General features: G+C 41.1%; 20 protein-coding genes. 10 read left to right on the forward strand and 10 right to left on the reverse strand.

The window, feature by feature from the left end:
* Window positions 1-40: 40 nt before the first annotated feature.
* A complete protein-coding gene (locus tag M2273_RS21560) occupies window positions 41-523 on the forward strand; it encodes a hypothetical protein (RefSeq protein ID WP_429399842.1) in 483 nt (160 codons plus the stop codon).
* 78 nt (window positions 524-601) lie between these two features.
* Here the strand turns inward: M2273_RS21560 and M2273_RS21565 are convergent, their stop codons facing one another.
* A complete protein-coding gene (locus M2273_RS21565) occupies window positions 602-1024 on the reverse strand; it encodes a single-stranded DNA-binding protein (RefSeq protein ID WP_429399843.1) in 423 nt (140 codons plus the stop codon).
* 23 nt (window positions 1025-1047) lie between these two features.
* Complete coding sequence (mutY, locus tag M2273_RS21570; protein ID WP_429399844.1) at window positions 1048-2097, reverse strand: A/G-specific adenine glycosylase; 1050 nt, start codon at window positions 2095-2097, stop codon at window positions 1048-1050.
* 316 nt (window positions 2098-2413) lie between these two features.
* Here mutY and M2273_RS21575 point away from each other — a divergent pair, with 316 nt between their 5' ends.
* The 3 genes from M2273_RS21575 to M2273_RS21585 all read left to right on the forward strand — a co-directional run bounded on the left by M2273_RS21575 (window position 2414) and on the right by M2273_RS21585 (window position 5376).
* Complete coding sequence (locus tag M2273_RS21575; RefSeq protein WP_429399879.1) at window positions 2414-2737, forward strand: HU family DNA-binding protein; 324 nt, start codon at window positions 2414-2416, stop codon at window positions 2735-2737.
* 9 nt (window positions 2738-2746) lie between these two features.
* Window positions 2747-3595, forward strand: coding sequence for a tetratricopeptide repeat protein (locus tag M2273_RS21580; RefSeq protein ID WP_429399845.1), 849 nt, complete (start codon window positions 2747-2749; stop codon window positions 3593-3595).
* 230 nt (window positions 3596-3825) lie between these two features.
* Window positions 3826-5376, forward strand: coding sequence for an Rne/Rng family ribonuclease (locus M2273_RS21585; protein WP_429399846.1), 1551 nt, complete (start codon window positions 3826-3828; stop codon window positions 5374-5376).
* 195 nt (window positions 5377-5571) lie between these two features.
* Here M2273_RS21585 and M2273_RS21590 read toward each other — a convergent pair whose 3' ends face one another.
* Window positions 5572-6018: a DUF1569 domain-containing protein gene (locus tag M2273_RS21590; protein WP_429399847.1), complete on the reverse strand. Its 447-nt coding sequence runs from the start codon at window positions 6016-6018 to the stop codon at window positions 5572-5574.
* Window positions 6019-6387: 369 nt separating this feature from the next.
* Between M2273_RS21590 and radA the strand changes: the two genes are divergently transcribed.
* A complete protein-coding gene (radA, locus tag M2273_RS21595) occupies window positions 6388-7854 on the forward strand; it encodes a DNA repair protein RadA (RefSeq protein WP_429399848.1) in 1467 nt (488 codons plus the stop codon).
* A gap of 322 nt (window positions 7855-8176) precedes the next feature.
* Here radA and M2273_RS21600 read toward each other — a convergent pair whose 3' ends face one another.
* Window positions 8177-9559: an SMP-30/gluconolactonase/LRE family protein gene (locus M2273_RS21600; protein ID WP_429399849.1), complete on the reverse strand. Its 1383-nt coding sequence runs from the start codon at window positions 9557-9559 to the stop codon at window positions 8177-8179.
* Between the two features lie 288 nt (window positions 9560-9847).
* Between M2273_RS21600 and M2273_RS21605 the strand changes: the two genes are divergently transcribed.
* A complete protein-coding gene (locus tag M2273_RS21605) occupies window positions 9848-10312 on the forward strand; it encodes a DUF4920 domain-containing protein (protein ID WP_429399850.1) in 465 nt (154 codons plus the stop codon).
* Window positions 10313-10336: 24 nt separating this feature from the next.
* Here M2273_RS21605 and M2273_RS21610 read toward each other — a convergent pair whose 3' ends face one another.
* The 4 genes from M2273_RS21610 to carB form a co-directional block, all read right to left on the reverse strand.
* Window positions 10337-10975, reverse strand: a complete 639-nt coding sequence (locus tag M2273_RS21610) for a hypothetical protein (RefSeq protein ID WP_429399851.1) — start codon at window positions 10973-10975, stop codon at window positions 10337-10339.
* A gap of 259 nt (window positions 10976-11234) precedes the next feature.
* The gene (locus M2273_RS21615) at window positions 11235-11717 is read right to left on the reverse strand and encodes a hypothetical protein (RefSeq protein ID WP_429399852.1); all 483 of its coding nucleotides are present in this window, start codon (window positions 11715-11717) and stop codon (window positions 11235-11237) included.
* 108 nt (window positions 11718-11825) lie between these two features.
* On the reverse strand, window positions 11826-12515 hold the full coding sequence (locus M2273_RS21620) for a hypothetical protein (protein WP_429399853.1): 690 nt from the start codon (window positions 12513-12515) through the stop codon (window positions 11826-11828).
* Between the two features lie 106 nt (window positions 12516-12621).
* A complete protein-coding gene (gene carB / locus M2273_RS21625) occupies window positions 12622-15438 on the reverse strand; it encodes a carbamoyl-phosphate synthase large subunit (RefSeq protein ID WP_429399854.1) in 2817 nt (938 codons plus the stop codon).
* A gap of 409 nt (window positions 15439-15847) precedes the next feature.
* Between carB and M2273_RS21630 the strand changes: the two genes are divergently transcribed.
* The gene (locus M2273_RS21630; RefSeq protein ID WP_429399855.1) at window positions 15848-16372 is read left to right on the forward strand and encodes a hypothetical protein; all 525 of its coding nucleotides are present in this window, start codon (window positions 15848-15850) and stop codon (window positions 16370-16372) included.
* Window positions 16373-16506: 134 nt separating this feature from the next.
* Here M2273_RS21630 and panD read toward each other — a convergent pair whose 3' ends face one another.
* Complete coding sequence (gene panD / locus M2273_RS21635; protein ID WP_429399856.1) at window positions 16507-16857, reverse strand: aspartate 1-decarboxylase; 351 nt, start codon at window positions 16855-16857, stop codon at window positions 16507-16509.
* 120 nt (window positions 16858-16977) lie between these two features.
* Window positions 16978-17811: a pantoate--beta-alanine ligase gene (gene panC / locus M2273_RS21640; protein ID WP_429399857.1), complete on the reverse strand. Its 834-nt coding sequence runs from the start codon at window positions 17809-17811 to the stop codon at window positions 16978-16980.
* Window positions 17812-17964: 153 nt separating this feature from the next.
* Here panC and M2273_RS21645 point away from each other — a divergent pair, with 153 nt between their 5' ends.
* The 3 genes from M2273_RS21645 (at window position 17965) to glmS (ending at window position 22212) form a co-directional block, all read left to right on the forward strand.
* Window positions 17965-18789, forward strand: a complete 825-nt coding sequence (locus M2273_RS21645; protein WP_429399858.1) for a glycogen/starch synthase — start codon at window positions 17965-17967, stop codon at window positions 18787-18789.
* A 15-nt stretch (window positions 18790-18804) separates the two neighbouring features.
* Window positions 18805-20187: a DUF4270 family protein gene (locus M2273_RS21650; protein WP_429399859.1), complete on the forward strand. Its 1383-nt coding sequence runs from the start codon at window positions 18805-18807 to the stop codon at window positions 20185-20187.
* Window positions 20188-20376: 189 nt separating this feature from the next.
* Window positions 20377-22212, forward strand: coding sequence for a glutamine--fructose-6-phosphate transaminase (isomerizing) (gene glmS / locus M2273_RS21655; RefSeq protein WP_429399860.1), 1836 nt, complete (start codon window positions 20377-20379; stop codon window positions 22210-22212).

Below are 22212 nucleotides of genomic sequence, written 5' to 3' on the forward strand. Positions count from 1 at the left end.
CAAGTGTATCACAATCATATAGTTATGCGTAATGATTGGTATGAAAAGATCACTTAACCTTATCTCAACTTTGGGCCTTTTGTCTGGCATTTTATTTTTAACTTTTTCTGCTTGTAAGAAAGATTCTTCGGGCAAGGGGGATTTAACAGGCAAATGGCTGGCCGCTATTCCTAAATCAGAACAAATGTCGCTTTACGAATTTAAAGCCGATCATACTTATGAACATACTCAAACAGGTACCGATTCTGTTACCAAAAAAAATCTCGGAATAATCGCGAAAGAAGTTGGGAAATATCAGCTGAAAGATAAGCAATTGAACCTTTACGATATTGTAAGTTATATAAATAAGGATCACACGTATGGCCCGGTTACCGATCTGGTTGTTAGTACCGGACTAAAAAGCATTGATTACACTATATTATTAAATGCTGAAGGAAATAAATTTTCCCTCACCTATATCTGTGGACCTAATGAGCTTTGCGCTACGGTTTACATACCTCCTTTTTATTACTATAAGCAATAGAGTAAATGTGTTACAGCAAAATGCCCAGGGTACTCACCCCAGGCATTTCATTATGATTTGGTTTAGTAAAATTTTATATCAATAGGCGTTATTTTCATTTTCATTTGTTCCGTTTGAATAGCTAATTGGATCTTCATGCTTTGTAATTGAACGTGTGTCATTATCAAAATCACTTTTACGACCCAATATGGTAAAGTTTTCGGCCACTACCTCGGTAGTGTACTTTTTTACGCCTTCCTTATCTTCAAATGATCGGGTGCGCAGTTTACCTTCAATATAAACCAGTTTTCCTTTTTGTAAATATTTGGCTGCCATATCTGCCAGCCCGCGCCACATTACAATATTGTGCCACTCGGTTTGTTCAACCTTACGACCATCTTTATTATAAGTTTCAGAAGTAGCTAACGGGAAACTGGTCACTGACACCCCTCCTTCTAAACTTCGCACCTCAGGATCCTTGCCCAAATGCCCTACAAGTATTACTTTATTTATTCCAGACATGCTCTAAATTAACGAAAAGTTATTTATAAATTAAAATTATTTTTTAATAATATAATAATAGCTCTTGGAAGGGCTAAATTATGCAGGTTTTCAACTGTAGTATAAAACCAGTTTATTTCTAATTTAACCGGTTTTGATGCTGTTTTTATAAGCCTTATGTACAGGCGCTGGTGGGTAAGGATGTGTTTTTGCACCGGGATAATGTCTCCGTTTAATTTAATTTCAGCATCAAAAATTTCCCGTACCTGTGGCAAATCAATAAGTTCATTAAGTGGTAACAGGGAGGAAGTTTCAACCATTGGCAGGTCATACATATTGGCCCATATGTCTTTATCGCCCCTTTTATTCATTAATATATTATCGCCATCGGTTATTAAAAAGTAATTTAAAAAGCGTTCGCGCACTTTCAGGGTCTTTAATTTAACAGGTAAAGCAGTGACGGCATTATTTAAAAAAGCTGCGCAACCGGTACGTACCGGGCAAATACCGCAGGCCGGATTTTTAGGTTTGCAGAGCATGGCGCCAAATTCCATCATGGCCTGGTTATGTAAAGCCGGTGTTTGTTCATTAAGCAAATCATTTGCTAATGCTTGAAACGTTTTTTTACCGCTGGTGGAGTTAATGGGTTCGTAAATGCCAAAATAACGGGCGAGTACCCGGTAAACATTTCCGTCTACAACAGCTTTGGCCTCATTTGCCGAAAATGATGCTATAGCCGCGGCAGTATATTCGCCTATACCTTTTAGTTTAATAAGTGCGTCATAGCTTTCAGGGAATTTACCCTGGTGTTGTTCCTGAACCAGGCGTGCTGTTTTAAGCATATTGCGCCCCCGCGAGTAATAACCCAGCCCCTGCCATAGTTTAAGCACTTCGTCTTCATGGGCTGCAGCAAAGCTGCTTACATCAGGGTACCGTTCAACAAAACGATAAAAATAGGGCAGTCCCTGCTCTACGCGTGTTTGCTGCAAAATAATTTCAGACAGCCATATCACATAAGCATCGGTAGTGTTGCGCCAGGGCAGGTCGCGTTTATTTTTAAGGTACCATTGTACCAGTTCGTCAGTAAAATTCATTGATGTAAAAGTAGTAATGCGAATCAAGAAGGGATAAAAGATTTTTAGACGAAAGATAAAGGATGAAATAACAAAGGAACTGCCATTTACTCTTATATTTTTGTCCTTTAACCCCTTATTTTTTATCCTGTTTTATCCTTTGTTTTTTGCATCATATATCTTGATTTCCTGCGCTCGATTTTTGTCTCTAATTCACTGCTTTAGCCCATAATATGTAACGATAATGTACGTTTTACATATTGAATAAAAAAAAACATACAAATATTTCGCTCTTAAATTATAAAGCGATACTTTTGCAACCCCAAAACAGTTAAGTATTTATATATTAAATAAAAGTAAATCAGATATGACTAAGGCAGAAATTATAACTGAAATCTCATCTAAGACAGGTATAGAGAAAGTAGACGTGCAGGAAACAGTTGAGGCATTTTTTAAAGTAGTTAAAAGCTCAATGGTTGGCGGCGAGAACGTTTACGTTAGAGGATTCGGAAGTTTTGTTGTAAAGAAAAGAGCGAAAAAGACAGCACGCAATATTTCAAAAAATACTGCCATCATTATTCCAGAGCATTTTGTACCGAGCTTTAAACCAGCTAAAACTTTTGTTGAAAAAGTTAAAACCGGTAACAAAACAAGTAAATAATTTATAAGCATGAATAAGAAACAAATAGTTGTAGGTGTAGTAGTTATTGCTATCATGGGCTATTTGTATTCTTTACCTGTTAAAGGTTTAATAAAACCCAAAGAGGCAAAAACCGATAAAACAAACGTGATGTCAGCAAACCGCAAGGCGGCAACTGCTGTAACGGTTGATATGGTATCTGCACCTGCTAAAGCCGCAATTGGGGCGGCCTTAACAGCTAAGATAAATGACCTTGAAGGGCAATTAAAAAACGCATCAGGCGCTGACGGGCAAAAATTGCAAAAGCAATTGGCTAGCCAGTGGGATGATGTTAACCAGCCGGCTCCGGCAGCATTTTATTACCAGGCTTTGGCCCGTAAAGAAAATAAGCTGGAAGATTGGTTAAATGCAGGTAATCGTTTTAATGATGCTTACAAACTTACGCAAGACACCCTAACGCAGCCCGCATTTGTAACAAATGCGGTGGAAGCGTTTCAAAGTGCCCTGAAATTAAAGCCTGAAAGCCTTGAGGGTAAAACAGGATTAGGCGTTGCTTATGTAAATGGCGGCGCCAGCCCTATGCAAGGTATTGCCTTACTGCTTGAAGTAGTTAAAAAGGAACCGAACAACTGGAACGCAAACCTTAATCTGGGTATGTTCGCCATGAAATCGGGCCAGTACGAAAAAGCAGTAGGCCGGTTTAAAACATTAATTGCGCAGAAACAGGAATTGGAGCCAACGTTTTATTTGGCCGAAAGTTACAAGCAACTGGGCATGAAAAAGGAAGCTATTGACGCTTACCAAAAATGTAAAGAAATGATGCCCGATCCTGTATTTGGGCAGCGAATTGATGAATATATCAAGGAATTAAAGAATTAAATTAATCACATTTTAAAATTATTATTATGCCGAGCGGTAAAAAACGTAAAAGACACAAAATGGCTACCCACAAACGCAAAAAGCGTTTAAGAAAAAACAGACATAAAAAGAAATAAGCTGCTTTTTTTAAAGCAGCTTACCTGCTTTTTTTACGGGCAGGTAACTTTAATAGTGTTTTTTACCCACTTATTAACATGCGGTTTTTACCGTTTTAAGAAATGGAGTAGCAGTTGATAAAAGAATTAATTATCGATTCATCCCCAAATGGGGCTACTATTGCATTATTACAGGACAAACAACTTGTAGAGCTTCATAAAGAGCAGATCAGCAACAATTATACTGTTGGTGATATTTACCTTGGGCGCATAAAGAAAATTATGCCCAGTTTAAATGCAGCCTTTGTAGACGTTGGCTACGAGAAGGATGCCTTTTTGCATTATCTTGACCTTGGTCCGCAGGTACAAAGCCTGCTTAAATTAACCAAACAAGTACGTAGCGGGGGATACCAATCGAAGCTTTTGGATGGCCTTAAGCTGGAAGGTGATATTAATAAGGGAGGAAAGATCTCTGAGATATTATCAAAAAACCAGCTTATTCCGGTACAAATAGCTAAGGAACCTATATCAACCAAAGGACCACGCTTAAGCTCTGATCTTTCAATAGCTGGCCGGTATGTGGTATTAGTACCATTTTCGGAAGCTATCTCTATTTCCAAAAAAATAAAGAGCAATACAGAGCGAAATCGTTTACGGAAGGTTGTTGAAAGTATTAAGCCAAAGCATTTTGGCGTTATTATCCGTACAGTATCTGAAGGTAAAGGGGTTGAAGAGTTACAAAAAGACCTGCTTGATCTGATATCAAAATGGGAGTTATTTATTACCAAACTGCCGTCTGTTGAACCTTCAAAAAAGGTTTTGGGCGAAATTGGGCGCACATCAACTATCCTTAGGGATATATTGAACCCCGATTTTCAGCATATTTACGTAAATGATAATAGTATGTTCGAAGAAATTCGTTCGTACATCCATGAAATATCGCCCGATATGGAGAGTATAGTGCGTATGCATAAGCATAAGGAGCCTATATTTGAACATTTTGGGATCGATAAACAGATTAAGGGCGCTTTTGGTAAAACAGTGAACCTTGCCGGCGGCGCTTACCTGGTTATTGAACATACTGAGGCATTACACGTTATTGACGTTAACAGCGGTAACCGTACAGCCAGTAAAGAAAACCAGGAAGAGAACGCTTACCAGGTAAATAAGGAGGCGGCTAAAGAAATTGCCCGGCAGTTGCGCCTGCGCGATATGGGCGGCATTGTGGTTATTGATTTTATTGATATGCACAAACCGCAGAACCGTAAGGAACTGTTTGATTATTTACGAGCAGAAATGCTGTACGACAGGGCCAAGCATACCATTTTACCGCCAAGTAAATTTGGTTTGGTGCAAATTACACGCCAGCGTGTAAGGCCCGAAATGAATATTGTTACCAGCGAAGTGTGCCCAACCTGTAATGGTACCGGTACCATTAGGCCAACTATTTTGCTGCTGGATGATATTGAGAACAACTTCAATTATATTTTGGATGAGCAAAATGAAAAGGGCATTACCCTGGTTGTGCACCCATATATTGAAGCTTACATTAAAAAAGGTATTTATAACCGCCAAATGAAGTGGTTTGTTAAATATGGCCAGTGGATCAAGGTTAAAAGCAATCCTGCTTACCAGATCACCGAGTTCCATTTCTTTTCATCAAAAGATGAGGAAATAAAGCTGTAAGGAATTAAATGTGCAGATATGCAGATTTCGGATGTGCAGATGTTTTAATTAGCATCTGCACATTTTTAATTTATAAGGATATTAAGCACCCATAGACTCAGGTGTTAAGTGAGGCCTGTCATCCTGGGCTTGTCGAAGGATTGCGCGTAGAGGCCAGCCCACCATGCTTCGACAGGTTCAGCATGACAGCCTTTATTAACCATTAAATTGTCGAAGATGATGATCTGTATGCTTATAAACTAAATACCCAATTTGCTCTTTTGTTAGTTTTCCAAAAAAGGCGTGTACAATCTCATGGTTTGAAAGATGTGCGTATTCTTCAAGTAAGGCAGTCCACCTCTTTCTTTCGCATGCAATATTGCCGCTGTTTTCTTTTACTTTAAGTTCGGTAAGTGTAGGTACATTTCGCCTTATAGGAGTTTCATCTTTTACAAAAGCTGGTAAAGCCATTCTGCCAAACAAACGGCCAACAAACGCCCATTTATACTTTTGTTTACCTAACATCATTTCTTCATACAGGGTACAATGTTTCAGCATCTGGTAAATATTCATTTTGCCCCATTGAGCAGTGCTGTTTTCATCAAGTGTATTGATCCTGTAAATCAATTCATCTCTTGTTGTTTTATCATATGTTGTTTTCATTTGGCCAATAATTTGAAAATACACGTCAATTTTTTTTGCTTACGGTATAAACCAAAATTATGCATAAAGCTTAATAAAGCCGGTTTTGGAAATGACAATTAAAGGGGGTAAATGCGACAAAGAATAAGTCGATCCGGAAGTTCCGCCTGCCAGCCTATTCAAGCGTCTTTCGCTTGAATAATGTCCTGAGGTAAGCGTCCACGCTTACTTTAAAGATACGCACAAGAATTTAAGCTTGAATAGAATGTAGGGCTCTTTATTGCTAATTAAATTAGTAAAACAATAACGCATTTCCAATTAAATCTGCATATTTGCACATCTAAAAACAGCGGAACCCTCAACAGAGTAAATCTGCACATCTAAGTAATAATGGCTAAATCAAAGATCGCGTACTTTTGTCAAAGCTGTGGCTTTGAGTCGGCAAAGTGGTTGGGCAAGTGCCCTTCATGCCAGGCCTGGAACACTTTTGTTGAGGAGATCATTGATAAAGGGAACAATGCCGCGGTACCCACCTGGAAAGTTACCTCCAATACCCAACAGCGCGCCAATAAACCGGTACAGGTTGCCGATATCACTTTTAGTGAAGAACATCGCATGTTAACCCCCGATAAGGAGTTTAACCGGGTTTTGGGTGGTGGTATTGTAGCCGGCTCACTCGTACTTATTGGCGGAGAACCGGGGATAGGTAAATCAACCCTGATGCTGCAGCTGGCCCTTAACATGCCCAATCTGAAAGTCCTATATGTATCGGGCGAGGAAAGCGAAAGGCAGATCAAGATGAGGGCCGAAAGACTAACGACGCTCCCCCCGCCCCCTGAAGGGGGAGTTTCTGAATCTATTATTGAGCTATTAGCTCCCCCTTCAGGGGGCGGGGGGGGCTCTTATGTGCTTTGTGAAACCTCAACTCAGAATATTTTTAAACAGATAGAAGCACTGGAGCCTGATTTGGTAGTGATCGACTCGATACAAACCCTGCATTCGTCGCATATTGAATCAACGCCGGGCAGTGTATCGCAGGTGCGTGAATGTACGGCCGAAATGCTGCGCTTTGCCAAGGAAACTTCTACACCGGTGTTCCTGATAGGGCACATTACCAAAGACGGCATGATAGCCGGCCCCAAAATACTGGAACACATGGTTGATACCGTTTTGCAGTTTGAGGGCGACAGGCACCATGTATACCGCATATTACGCACGGTTAAAAACCGCTTCGGCTCGGCATCTGAACTGGGCATTTACGAAATGCTGGGCGAGGGATTAAGGGAGGTATCTAATCCTTCTGAGATCTTGTTATCGCAACGCGATGAGCCTTTAAGTGGGATCACCATTTCTGCAACTTTAGAGGGACTGCGCCCCATGCTGATAGAAACACAGGCACTGGTAAGTACATCGGCTTACGGCACACCGCAGCGTACCGCGACTGGTTTTGATACCAAACGCATGAGCATGCTGCTGGCCGTCCTCGAAAAACGTTGTGGCTTTAGGCTGGCTGCAAAGGATGTATTTTTAAATATAACCGGTGGCATAAGGGTAGAAGACCCGGCTATTGACCTGGGGTTGGCTGCTGCCATCATCTCATCGCATGAGGATATGCCGGTGCCTTTTAAAACCTGTTTCGCAGGTGAGATAGGTCTGTCGGGCGAGATCAGGGCAGTGAACCGTGTGGAGCAGCGCATTGCCGAAGCACAAAAATTAGGCTTTAACCAGATCTTTATTTCAAAATATAACCTGCCATCGGGCGGCCAGGACAAAAAACGTATGGACCTGTCACGCTACGATATCGACATAAAAATTGTAAGCAGCATTGAAGAAGTGTTTGGCTTATTATTTGGATAGATCTTTGGGACAAAGGATGGAAGGATAAAAGACAAAGGATGATAAGTGTTGGCATGAATAAAAAATAAAGCCTTGGGCAGTGCGATTCCTTACCTGGGGAAGGGGAGGTAGGGGTTTTGAGAACATGATGGGCTTAAACTACTTGTGTAAACCCTTCCCCGCCACTTCACAATTCAGCACACCCCTCCCGTAGGGAGGGGATATACTGATATAAACACATATGGAAAAAGGACCTGTGGACAAAAGATAAACAGAAGAGGTCTGACCGCATGTTTTAAATGCTTCTGTCTTTTCGTCCTTTGTCTACCGGTCCTTGTTCAAATTATATCCCGGCAGGCGGTACCACCTTACGTATACGGTTGTTATTGCTATCTGCCACCCAGATGTTTCCGCTGGCATCGGCAACCAGGCCTTGTGGCGAACTAAATAAAGCGCTTGCTCCCTGCCCGTCGGCAAAGCCTGCCGAAGTTGTTTTGCCAGCTATCGAAAGTAAAACCTTACCGGTGGTTATTTCCAGTATGCGGCCATTTTGATCGCTTATAAAGAAATTCCCTTTAGCATCAAACGTAATAGCGCCTGGGTTACCAATAACGCCGGTTTGTTTAGGGCCGCCTATGTAAGTAGTAACTACTCCGGCTGTGCTTATTTTACGAATAGCATAGTTTAGCAGATCGGCGACATAAATATTGCCCTGGGCATCCAATGCAATACCATCCGGCCGGTTAAACTGTGCGCTGGTGGCGGTAGCATTATCAACATAGCCTGCTGTTGTGGTACCGGCAACGGTGGTTACTACACCGGCCGCGGTAACTTTGCGGATAAGGTTATTCCCCTGGTCGGCTACATATAAATTCCCCTGGGCGTCTAAAGCTATCCCACGCGGACTATTAAAGGTTGCCGCCGTGCCTGTTCCGTTGACATAACCGGCATCACCGCTTCCTGCAAGCGTGCTTACCACGCCGCTTGCTGATATTTTACGGATCATATTATTACCCATATCGGCTACGTAAATATTACCCGCGGCATCAGCCGCCAAACTTTGAGGGGCATAAAACTGGGCACTGGCGATAGGGCCATCCAAATAGCCTATGTTTCCGCTGCCCGATAATGTGGTTACAACACCTGCGGGAGTAACTTTCCTTATAGCACTATTAAAGGAGTCGGCAACATAAATATTGCCGCTTGCATCTACGGTTAATCCCTGCGGGCCGTCAAAAAATGCACCAGTACCCGTACCATTTATAAAACCTGAAGAAGCGTTGCCTGCCAGTGTGCTCACAGTACCAACTGCTGCCGACAGATCGGTATTGGTGGTAAACTGTATCATGTTGCCATAACCTGTGCCCGCGGCACTGGTAGCGTAAGCTCTTAAATAATAAGTGGTTTTGGGGCTTAAGCCAGTTATTTTACTGGCAAAGCTCAATTGATTAACCGTGTCTGTAGATTTGGAGTCGGCTATGCTTGGGCTTTGATTGGTACTGCTCCAGCATACACCGTAAGCCGTTAAGCCATCAGTAAGCGTTGCAGTAATAATGCCACCACTATGTGCCATTGTACCGGCAGCATCAATAGTTACATCGGTTGTGGTTAAAACGGGGATAGAGCCGGGTGTGGTTGTTGTGCCTTTATTGCACCCGGTAACAACTAAAATAATAGCCAATAGCGACGCGGCAAATGAAATTGCTTTGGTCAAGGTTTTGTTCATGTGTTAATAGTTAATAAATTATAAATAGATTAAGTAAGAAGTATGTCATTGCGTCAAAATTAACTCAACATGGTGATGCATATTACCTGTAACAAGGCTGTTTTAACATACATTAACACGTTTTAACATACATTAACATATACGCTGGCCCGACTTTAAACGATACTTAAAAAAATACTTTTTTAGTTAAAAGGATACTTAGCTCCCAGGGTGCAGAAACAGGAAAATACAGCAGCGGCAAGGGCAACATTTTGCCTGGATCATTGTTGTATTTTAATAAGCTGTATCATGAAATTATTAACATTTTTTGTTTTGTTATTTGCGTCGGCAACGGTGCTGGCACAAAAAGAGGTGCCCTTACCGCACGGCATGGTTTACGGGCAAAAGCCTGATACAACAGCTATGATGAGCGCCGCCAAAGTGGAAGCATTTATGGGGAAAAAAACACGGATCAGTACTACCATTGAAGGTAGGGTGATCAGGGTGACGCGTGAAAAAGGTGGCTGGTTTGAGTTAGATGCCGGTGCCGGTAAAGTAATATCGGCGCATTTTAAAAATTATAATATTAATATACCTGCAGACCTGGCCGGGCGTAAGGTAATAGTTGAAGGTGTAGCAGCCAAACAATTTATAGCCGATGACCTGCAGCACATGGCCGGTGATACGGTTAGTGGCAAGAAACAGCATGAGGTTAAAACTGATCCTAAACGAAAGGTAACTTTTGAGGTGAAAGGATTAATAGTTGATAAATAAAACCGCTATCTAAAACATTAATGGTTATTCGTTAAAAGTAATTTCGTCTATATTAATTTTTCGATCTATCCAATTGCCGTTTTTTGATAGTTTCCATGATTTCCATTGATTTTTTGATAATGCAAAAGGGCAATTGTCTTTTACTAATTTCAAATAATTGAGGTTATCAGTACTTGTAAAGGGAAAAGTAAACCATATAGATATTGTTGAAACTTTACCTATCCTTAAATAGATTTGAGAGTTGTATAAGCGCTCATCTATAACCGGAATTTTATCCTGGCCTATTATAATTTTCTTTGAAACAGGATCAACAAATCTAAATCGCCACATGACTGCCAATGTCAAATTTGTAAATCGATCACTAAAACTAACAGCTTTACTTAATTGGCTATTTCTAACTTTCCATATCCAACTAAATTGCTTATTTGTTAGAGATAATCCCGGTAAGCCAAATGCCTTAAATAAGAGCCAGAATGTTGCTGATTTTGAATCCTTATTCTCTGATGTGTTAAATATCAATGTAGAGTCATAAGGAGCATCATTATTAGTAAACGATTTTATAAAATCAATTACTGACTCGAAAATCACTATAGGGTTTTTATTTATTTTGTGTGCTCCTCCGGATTTTAAAGGTAATCCCTCATATGAAATAAAGTTTTTCATTTTTTTTAAGTAAGCCCAAGTTAAATGAAGTTACTTTAGAATCCGAGAGGTGATTGATAAATTTTTTACCTTGGTTCACAGCAAATAGACGAAATAAAAAAAGTCTTCTATATAGATGATCTTTAAAGGCAATTTACTGCCAATTTAGGTTGCACCTATGGAGCAATCTTGTTTTTTGATTTGGCTTGCTACAAACAGGCAGCTCCTAACGGAGCATCCAAGCTGTTTAAACACGAAAGCCCGTGAAGATTGAACTGCGTTATTTTAACCTTGTGAATGAAAAATTATATGTTAAACGTAAACCAGCCAGGGTAGTTCTTTCATGGTCGTTCTCAAAATAATCGGCATGAAAGTTTACGTCGAGAACATGCCTGGTGGTTGCGAGTATTATGAAACCGATACCGGCTGTTCCGCCAGGCCCGAGGTAAGGATCATCAACGCCGCCAACATGCGCGAAGCCCCCAAGCGATCCATAAACCTCATCGGTAAAATAGTATCGGCCAGCAACACCCAAATAAGCTACATAAGGTATTTCAATACCAAGAGAAGGGGCTAAACTAATGGAATTGGTCAGTTTAATTTCGCCTTGTAAAGTAGCACCAACGCCCGAGCCCTCTCTTGAAGTGTTCAAGCCGGCTCCAATTCCGATGGCATTTTTTGCCTGGGCGTTTGCAAAATTGGCACCACAAATGAGGCTACCAATAATTAATATTAGTTTTAAAGGTTTATGCAGGATATTCATAGGTTTCGCAATTTACTGAATAATGCGACAACCAAATATGGATTAAATAAAAAAGGTCACCCAAGTAATATGGATGACCTTTCAAAAAAAGATGTTGTGGTTTTTTGCTTAAAACTTGGTGTTGCGGGTTAATACCGATGGTTCCATATATAGCTCAGCTGTAAAAAGCTCTTTTATTTTTTGTGCTATTTCGGTTCTGTTTACAGTAGCGGTATCGCGCCTGCATTTCAGATAATGCTCTCTCGCCACTTTTTCGGCCAGGTCGCCAAGGGTTTTTACTTTTAATTCTTTACCAAACTTTCCTGCAAGCATTAGCCCTATAGCCGCAATGATCAATCCAACAAAAGCCATTACCGGTTGAAAAAAGAAACCGGCCAAAGATGCCAGTAATACAAATACGAATGTGCCCACTATGCCTTGCTTAGGTTGTAAAAGGTTAATTTTAAAACCCATTTCCTTTTCAATTTCGGCTATTACCTCTAAACGGTTATCACGGGGAAAAATATCTGCTAACCGGGTTTGAGGCTTTATCAGCTCTTTAGGCGGCGAAATGGTGGAGTTAATAGCATTGCGTATTTTATAAAATGCCTGTTGTGTAGTACAGCTATCGTTGTTGGTTTGCTTTACCTTTTCAACTACAATATCACAAAGCTTGCCGAAGGTTTTAACATCTTTACAGGATGTATCGTCTAAACGGATATTAAAGGACTTTTCAATTTTTACAAGAACATCACCTATATCTTCAGGATCAACATTATTGAGGTTGAATGCCTGGGTATTATTCGAATTAACTTTCAATCTATAGTAACTAAGTTCAACAATAATTTACCTGTAACCGGGGAGCTACAGGTAAATGTTTATCCTGTTATTAAACTACACGTGTAATTTAATGTTTTAATTATTTTTATTTGCTCAGGTACATTGATTTCTCTTTGTACAAGTGCCTGAAATAAGGATCCTGCAGGTTTGGTATAAAGCGTATAGCCTCGCCTGTTGATTTCATTTCGGGGCCAAGCTCCTTGTTCACTTCAGGGAATTTATCGAAAGAGAACACAGGTTCTTTTATGGCATAACCCCATAGTTTGCGCTCAATGGTAAAGTCTTTAAGCTTATTAACTTCAAGCATTACCTTGGTAGCTATGTTAATGTAAGGTACATCATAAGCTTTGGCAATAAAAGGTACCGTACGTGATGCACGCGGGTTGGCCTCAATTACAAACACCTGATCATTTTTAACAGCAAACTGGATGTTAAGCAAGCCGCGCACATTTAATGCCTTGGCAATTTTAACCGTATATTCTTCCATCAGGCTAATCACGTTGTCTGACAGGTCAAATGGTGGCAATACCGAAAATGAATCGCCTGAGTGGATCCCTGCAGGCTCTATATGCTCCATCATACCAATGATATGCACGTCATCACCATCACTGATCGAGTCAGTCTCGGCTTCTGCGGCACGGTCAAGGAAGTGGTCAATCAATACACGGTTGCCTGGCAGGTTTTTTAATAAGCTAACTACAGCTTTTTCCAGGTCCTCGTCATTAATAACAATGCTCATGCCCTGTCCGCCTAATACATAGCTCGGGCGCACCAAAACAGGGTAACCAACATGGTGGGCAACTTCAAGTGCTTCTTCGGCACTTTCGGCAACGCCATATCTTGGATAAGGGATATCAAGCTCTTTCAGGAGATCTGAGAAACGACCGCGGTCTTCGGCAACATCCATATCATCAAATGATGTACCTATGATCCTGATGCCATGTTCGTGCATCTTCTCGGCCATTTTTAAAGCAGTTTGCCCGCCAAGCTGAACAATTACACCATAAGGTTTTTCAAGTTCAATGATCTCGCGAACATGTTCCCAATATACCGGCTCAAAGTATAGCTTGTCGGCCATATTAAAATCGGTTGATACAGTTTCAGGGTTACAGTTAATCATGATAGCTTCAAAACCGGCTTCTTTGGCGGCTAATAACCCATGTACACAGCTGTAATCAAACTCAATACCCTGACCAATACGGTTAGGGCCCGATCCTAATACAATTATTTTCTTTTTATCTGATGATATTGATTCGTTTTCGCCCTCGTAGGTTGAGTAGTAGTAAGGCGTTTGGGCCGGGAACTCGGCAGCGCAGGTATCAACCATTTTGTAAACGCGGTTAATACCCAAAGCTTTTCTGCGCAGATACACATCTTCTTCGGTAACGTTACCCAGTATATAAGCTATCTGGGTATCAGAAAATCCTTTTTGTTTCAGGGTGAAGAAGAAATCTTCAGGAATGTTGGTTAACGAATAGCGGCGCAGTTCGTTCTCCAGGTTCACCACATCCATGATCTGGTTCAGGAACCAGCGATCAATTTTTGTAACCTTCCTTACCGATTCAATGGGAACGCCCAGGCTCAGCGCGTCATATACATGGAAAAGCCTGTCCCAGCTTGGATGCTCCAGGCTGTGCATGATCTCTTCCAGATTGCGGCTCTGACGGCCATCGGCACCTAAACCGGCGCGGCCTATCTCTAAACTCTGACAGGCTTTTTGCAGCGCCTCAATAAAGCTGCGGCCAATGCCCATCACTTCGCCTACTGATTTCATTTGAAGGCCCAGCTCTTTGTTGGCGCCCTTAAATTTATCAAAGTTCCAACGTGGTATTTTAACGATCACATAATCTAAAGTAGGCTCAAAATAAGCCGACGTTGTTTTAGTGATCTGATTTTCTATTTCGTCAAGGTTATAACCTATGGCCAGCTTGGCAGCAATTTTAGCGATAGGATAACCTGTTGCTTTTGATGCCAGCGCCGATGAGCGCGAAACGCGCGGGTTAATTTCAATAGCGATGATGGCTTCATCGGCTGGGTTAACCGAGAACTGTACGTTACAGCCACCTGCAAAATTGCCAATGGCTCTCATCATACGGATGGCCTGGTTACGCATATCCTGGTAGCAGCGGTCGCTCAGGGTCATGGCCGGGGCCACAGTGATCGAGTCGCCGGTATGGATCCCCATCGGGTCAAAGTTTTCGATAGAGCAGATGATGATAACGTTATCGTTATTATCACGCAGCAGCTCAAGCTCGTATTCTTTCCAGCCTATAACAGCCTGCTCAACCAAAACCTCGTGCGATGGTGAAGCTTGAAGGCCTCGGCTTAATGCGGCATCAAAATCTTCTTTTTTGTGCACAAAGCCCGCCCCTTTACCACCAAGGGTATAGCTTGGGCGGATAACCAGCGGAAAGCCAATATCCTGTGCCGCCTCTTTACCTTCCAGAAAAGAGTTGGCAATTTTTGAATTAGCTACGCCCACGCCTATATCAACCATTAACTGGCGAAAAGCTTCTCGGTTCTCGGTTTTTTCAATAGCGGCTATATCTACCCCTACAATTTTTACACCGTATTTTTCCCAAATTCCGCGTTCTGCAGCTTCAATACAAAGGTTAAGCGCGGTTTGACCGCCCATAGTAGGCAATACAGCATCAATTTTTTGTTCTGCAAGTATCTGTTCAATACTTGCACAGGTTAGTGGCAGCAGATAAACATGGTCGCCAATAACCTTATCCGTCATGATAGTTGCCGGATTGCTGTTAATGATGGAAACGGTAATACCTTCTTCTTTGAGCGAAAGGGCTGCTTGTGAGCCGGCGTAATCAAATTCGCAGGCCTGGCCAATAATGATAGGGCCTGAACCAATAATTAAAACGGACTTGATGGAGTTGTCTTTGGGCATAGGGCTTTTTTTAAGTCAAAAGTTCTAAGTTAAAAGTCAATGTCTGTTAAGACGATAACGATTTTTCCTATGCACTGAAAGCGAAAAAATCCCGACTTCAGTGTCGGGGTGCAAAGATAGAGTTTTGTGAAACTTTTTAGCCTATTTTTTTATAAAATTTTAGAAAGCCGCTTTGGCGTAATATTGTATAGCTTTACTGTAACTAAAATGTGATTTTAAATGCAAAAAAAAGCGTATTTTTAAATATTGCTGTGATAGACCGGTTCATAACCCCGATACCGGTTTTTTTAACAATTTTCAAAAAAAAATTCGGCTTTAAGTTAAATTATACTGAAATTTAATATATAATATGCATTACAAACTTATTAAACCCGCGTTTGTAGTGTAGAGGATAACCACCTGAATTGATATGATGAAGAAGCCTTTGTTTATTCTGATAATAACCTTGTTTTTGGGTAGTTGCGCCATGATGCAATCTATCGTAAAGTCAACGTTCCCTTATACAGCCAATCTGGTGATTCCGGCATCGGCAACAGTGGGCGAAGCGCGTACTGCTTTAAGTATAGCCAACAGCTTTGACCAGGATTTTACTAAAGATGGTAATAATGCAGGCCGGATAAGCGAGGTGCGCGTTGTATCGGCCAAGTTGCAATCAAAAGACCCATCTGATTATAACATTGGCAATATAGTTTCTTTGAGGGTGTATATGGCAAAAGCCGATGGGAGTGATGAAGTACTGGTTGCTGTGCGTAAGGATATTACCCCCGAAGTTGGTAATAGCATTGTGCTTGATATTGATAATTCACATTTTCTTGATGACCTTGTTCGGCAGCCAAGTGTGCGCATCAGGATGGTTTACCTGTTGCGTAAGGCTAACGCCGTTGATGCAAGTTTAAAAGTTACCCTGGGTTTGGGTTCTTATCCGCGTAATTAATTCCTGAAAACAGGGGATTGTGTCACAGATTTACGTTAAATTTTTAACAAAAATTGTGCGTAGATGACCTGTCCGGCTTATAGCGGTGCTTTGAGAGAAGGATGGTTGTTTTTGTTTGTTTGGAAAAACGAATCTTATTTGATCAGCTTATTATCAGCATCAGGAAACACCAATATGGGCTCATATGCACGGGCCTCATCAGTTTCCATGTACGCGTATGACATAATGATCACAATATCGCCAACCTGGGCCAACCGTGCTGTTGCACCGTTAAGGCATACTGTTCCGCTGCCACGCTCGCCTTTTATTACATAAGTTTCAAAGCGTGCGCCATTATTATTATTTACAATCTGGACTTTCTCGTTCGGTATAATATTAGCCGCTTCAATCAAATCTTCATCAATTGTAATACTGCCCACATAATTCAGTTCGGCCTGTGTTACCTTAACCCTGTGAATCTTGGACTTTAATATCTCAATAATCATGATGCAAAGTTATGAATATTTAACTCATGGTTCATAGCTGATAGTACATTGCATTGTTGGCTAAATGTAAATAGTTGTATACCTGCAATTATCGGGCTACCATGATCTGTGAATCATGAGCTAAGAACCAATCAACATATTATCTATCAGTCTTGTTTTACCTGCCCTGGCCGCAACAAGTGCAACTATGTTTTTTGTATCGGCAGTTGCGGTATGCAGAGTTTGGCCGTCAACAATTTCAAAATATTCCAACTCAATTCCGGGTTCGTTACTTATCATTAGCCCGGCCTGCTGTTTTATTGCCGGAATATTGCCTGCATCAAAATTGTTTTTAACCCAGCTTAGTGCTTTGAAGAGGATCAGCGCATGGTGCCTGTCGTCGGGAGTTAAATGAATATTTCTTGAGCTCATGGCAAGACCGTCATTTTCGCGCTCAATAGGGCACATGACCAGTTTAACCGGCATGTTCAGCAATTCAACCATTTTACTGATCACTAAAAACTGCTGGTAGTCCTTTTGCCCAAAAAAAGCGATATCCGGCTTCACAATGCTAAACAGCTTATAAACCACCTGGGTAACCCCCTGATAATGCCCCGGCCTAAATTCGCCTTCGAGCAAATGTTCCAGATCGCCTATGTTTAAATGCCATTTCTCATTATCATCATAAATTTCATTAACCGGGGGATTGAACAAAATATCGCATCCAACCTGCTCCAGCATACTGATGTCTGCAGCTATTGGCCTGGGGTATTTTTCAAGGTCTTTGGGGTCATTAAACTGTGTGGGGTTAACAAAAATGCTGCAAACCACTTCGGTGCTGTTTTGCTGTGCCTGTTTAATTAATGACATATGGCCCTGGTGCAGGGCTCCCAGTGTAGGTACAAAGCCCACTATTTTTCCTGTTTTATGGGTAAAATAGTGTGTTATTTCTTTTTTGGTGGTAAATATTTTCAATGTAAATACTATTACAAATTTTGGTAAAGATGTGCATTTGCCTAAAAAATACCAAAAGTTACTTGCACAATTCGTTGACAGTTCATATAATAATGCTTATATTTGCAGACTCAAATTTTTTGACTTCTTTACATATTTAATACTGATTAAGTGATGGGTAAATCTAAGCTTTTGTTTATAACTCATGAAATGTCTCCCTTTCTCGAACTCACTAAAATTGCTGAAATAACACGCCAACTTCCGCAGGCTATGCAGGAGAAAGGTTACGAGATCCGTATCCTTATGCCGCGTTTTGGTAATATTAATGAGCGCAGGAACAGACTTCATGAAGTGATCCGTTTATCGGGTATGAACATCATTATCAACGATAATGATAACCCGCTGATCATTAAAGTAGCATCTATCCCGGCGGCGCGCATGCAAGTATATTTTTTAGATAATGAAGAATATTTTCAGCGTAAACATGTGTTTGGTGATAAAGACGGTAAATTTTACGCCGATAATGATGAGCGGATGATTTTCTTTTGCAAAGGTGCATTGGAAACTGTAAAAAAATTAGGATGGGCTCCTGATATTATTCACTGCCATGGTTGGCTTAGTGCATTGGTGCCTGCTTATTTAAAAACTACTTATAAAGACGATCCTACATTCAAAAACTCAAAGATCATTTACTCTATCTACGAAAATGATTTTAAAGAGAAAATGAATGGCGATTTTGTGCGTAAGGCTATCATGAACAACATGACCGAACAGCACGTTGACGCTTACAAAGAAGGTACAAATTCTGCCTTATATGCAGGTGCCATTCAATACTCAGACGGAATAGTTTTGGGTAGCGAGAATATAGATGCAGATGTGTTAAATAATGTTAAAAACAGCAATAAATCGGTTTTAGAATTTGATTCTACCGCAGATTTCGAAAATTATTACAATTTTTACGACGAAATTACCAACGATGAATTGGTGCATGTTGCTTAATCTTTAATATTATATATGAAATTTTTAAGATTAGACTTATTGACGCTGTTAATAAGTCTTTTTATTTTTAATAGTTGTAAACGACAAGATGGGATCGGTTTAGGTATTGACTCTTCAAATCAGATCAACGGAAGTTTAATTGTTGATTCCAACATTATTGTTAATACTGTTGTTGAAGACTCTGTAGTTACATCGGCGCTTGCAAAAACACCGCTTGCTAACTTTACCGACCCTGAATTTGGAACAACAAAATCAAATTTGGCCCTTGCCCTTTCATTACCAAATAATGCGGCATATACTGTGCCACCGGGTACATTAACTATTGACTCTGCTGTATTGGTATTACGATATGCCGATGGTTTTTATGGTGATTCTGTTGCTACCCGTTACGTAGCAAATGTTTACCAGCTACAGGAAAAAGCCAATAACCAAACTTATTATAACACCAAACACTGGCAGGCTAATTTGGGCAATTTATTGGGTACAAAAACATTTACAGCCCGTACACACGATAGCGTAACCATTACTAACATCAGGGATGCAAAGGTTGATACTGTGCAAAAGGTTGGTCCGCAGTTGCGTATTCCATTCAGCAAGAAGTTTATTTATGATAATCTGTTGAATGCAACTGGTTCGCAGCTGGCTTCAACGCTGCTTTTCCAAAATGCAGTGAAGGGTTTATATGTTATGTTAGATAAAACCCAGGCTTCCAATGCCGGGGGTGTTTTACAGCTTGCACTTGACTCATCACGCATAGATGTGTTTTATAAAGCTGTAAATGGTGCAACCATTGATACCGCTACGGTGACGTTGCCTTTTTCATCGCACAGTGCCGAGATAACACATACTTATACTTCAACCATTCAGGCTGCGCTAAACGACAAAACAAATTCACAAAACACTTTTTATTTGCAAGGGCTTGCAGGTTTAAGAGCCAAAGTGAGTTTCCCGGATCTGAGTAAATTGCCTGATTCTATTGTACTGAACAGGGCCGAACTGGTGATCACACCAGTGCCAAACTCAGGTATACCTTATGCTCCATTGCCAAAACTTACCATGTACCAGTTAGATATAGCCAAGCAGCGTACTCTTATTCAGGATGCTTCACCAACCGATGCGCGTGCCCAGGCAGGTGTATTTGGCGGGGGATATAGTAAAACAAAAAAAGAATATCATTTTATAGTGACAGCTTACATCCAGGATCTGTTACTTAAAAAAACAATTGATTATGGAACGTATGTAGCACCTGTTGATACAACAGAGGTTAATAGTCAAACAGGTTCTACTAATATTAGTCCAACCGCACAGGTTGCAGCCCGTACCGTAGCGGTTGGAAGCGATAAAACTTCACCTTATAAAATCAAGCTGAATATCATTTATACCAAGATCCGTAAGTAAACGAACCTCTGATTAGATAAAAAGAATCCCCGATAAGGGGATTTTTTATTTAAGCTATTTATACTTCTTAAAATTTGTTTTTAAGTAATTAAAAACGTCCCTCTTTTCTAAAAAAATCAAAATAATTAGCTATGATTTATGTTATATAGCTAATTATTTTTGCTCCATTTACATTTTAATAAATTTATTATGTGCGGAATTGTAGGTTATATAGGTTACCGGGATGCTTATCCAATAGTTATTAAAGGACTTCACCGTTTAGAATATCGGGGCTATGACAGCGCCGGTGTGGCTTTATTAGATAAAGAGCTGAAGGTTTATAAAAAGGCAGGCAAGGTTGATGATCTTGAAAAGTTTGTTAAAGACATTGACCTGAAAGGATCAATAGGGATAGGGCATACCCGCTGGGCAACACATGGCGAGCCAAGCGACCGCAATTCGCACCCGCACTCGTCTGGCGACCGTAAGTTAACCATTATTCATAATGGCATTATTGAAAACTACGGTATTATTAAAGAAACCCTGCTGGCTAAAGGCCACGTTTTTAAAAGCGATACGGATACCGAAGTTTTAATTCACCTGATAGAGGATATACAGCAGCAGGGCGGCCTGGATCTGCGCGATGCTGTGAGGGTAGCTTTAAATAAGGTGATAGGCGCTTATGCCATTGTGATCATGAGCGCTGACGAGCCAGATGAGCTCATAGCTGCCCGTAAAGGCAGCCCAATGGTAATTGGTGTAGGTAAGGGCGAATATTTTATTGCATCAGATGCCACACCTATTGTGGAGTACACTAAAAATGTGATCTATCTAAATGATAACGAAATTGCGTTTATAAACCGTAATAACCTGCTGATCAAAAATATTGACAACTCGGTTCAAACCCCATACATACAGGAGCTTGACCTGAAGCTGGAGATGCTTGAAAAAGGCGGTTATGACCACTTTATGCTCAAAGAGATATATGAGCAGCCCCGTTCCATTCGTGATTGCCTGCGTGGCCGTATTTACCCGCAGCAGGGTAAGGTACAGCTGGGGGGGATAAAGGAGTATACTGAAAAACTAAAAAATGTTGACCGTATTATCATCATTGCCTGCGGCACGTCATGGCACGCGGGTTTAGTTGGTGAATATCTGATCGAAGAATATGCCCGTGTACCGGTTGAAGTGGAGTACGCTTCTGAGTTCAGGTACCGCAATCCTATCATTACAGAAAAGGACCTGGTAATAGCCATCTCACAATCGGGCGAAACCGCGGATACCATGGCGGCTATTGAACTGGCAAAGGAAAAAGGCGCTACTATTTTTGGTATTTGTAATGTAGTGGGTGCATCCATACCGCGTACTACACATGCCGGGGTGTATACCCACGCCGGCCCAGAAATTGGTGTAGCATCAACAAAGGCATTTACCGCCCAGGTTAGCGTGCTAACACTTATTGCCTTTTACATTGCGCAGCAACGCGGTAAAATAACACAAGGCAAACTGGTGGAGTATTTGACCGAGCTAAACGAGATCCCGCAACTGGTGGAGCAGGCTTTAAAATCAAACGACCATATTAAAGAAATTGCCGCGAAATTCAAGGATTCAACAAATTGCCTGTTCCTGGGCAGGGGGAGTTCGTTCCCAGTGGCGCTTGAGGGAGCTTTAAAGCTTAAGGAGATATCCTATATTCATGCCGAGGGTTATCCTGCCGCCGAAATGAAACACGGCCCTATTGCCTTAATTGATGACGATATGCCGGTAGTGGTTATTGCAACCCAGCATTCCTCGTACGAAAAAGTGATCAGTAATATACAGGAAGTAAAAGCACGTAAGGGGCATGTAATAGCCATTGTTACCGAAGGTGATACCGAAGTACGGAACATGGCCGATTATGTGATTGAGATACCTCAAACCAATGAGGCGTTTGTACCGCTGGTGGCTACAATACCGTTGCAACTATTGGCTTACCACATAGCCGTAATGCGTGGCTGTAACGTTGACCAGCCGCGTAATCTGGCTAAGTCTGTTACGGTGGAGTAA

This window comes from Mucilaginibacter lappiensis, assembly GCF_050433765.1.
Classification (GTDB): Bacteria; Bacteroidota; Bacteroidia; order Sphingobacteriales; family Sphingobacteriaceae; genus Mucilaginibacter; species Mucilaginibacter lappiensis_A.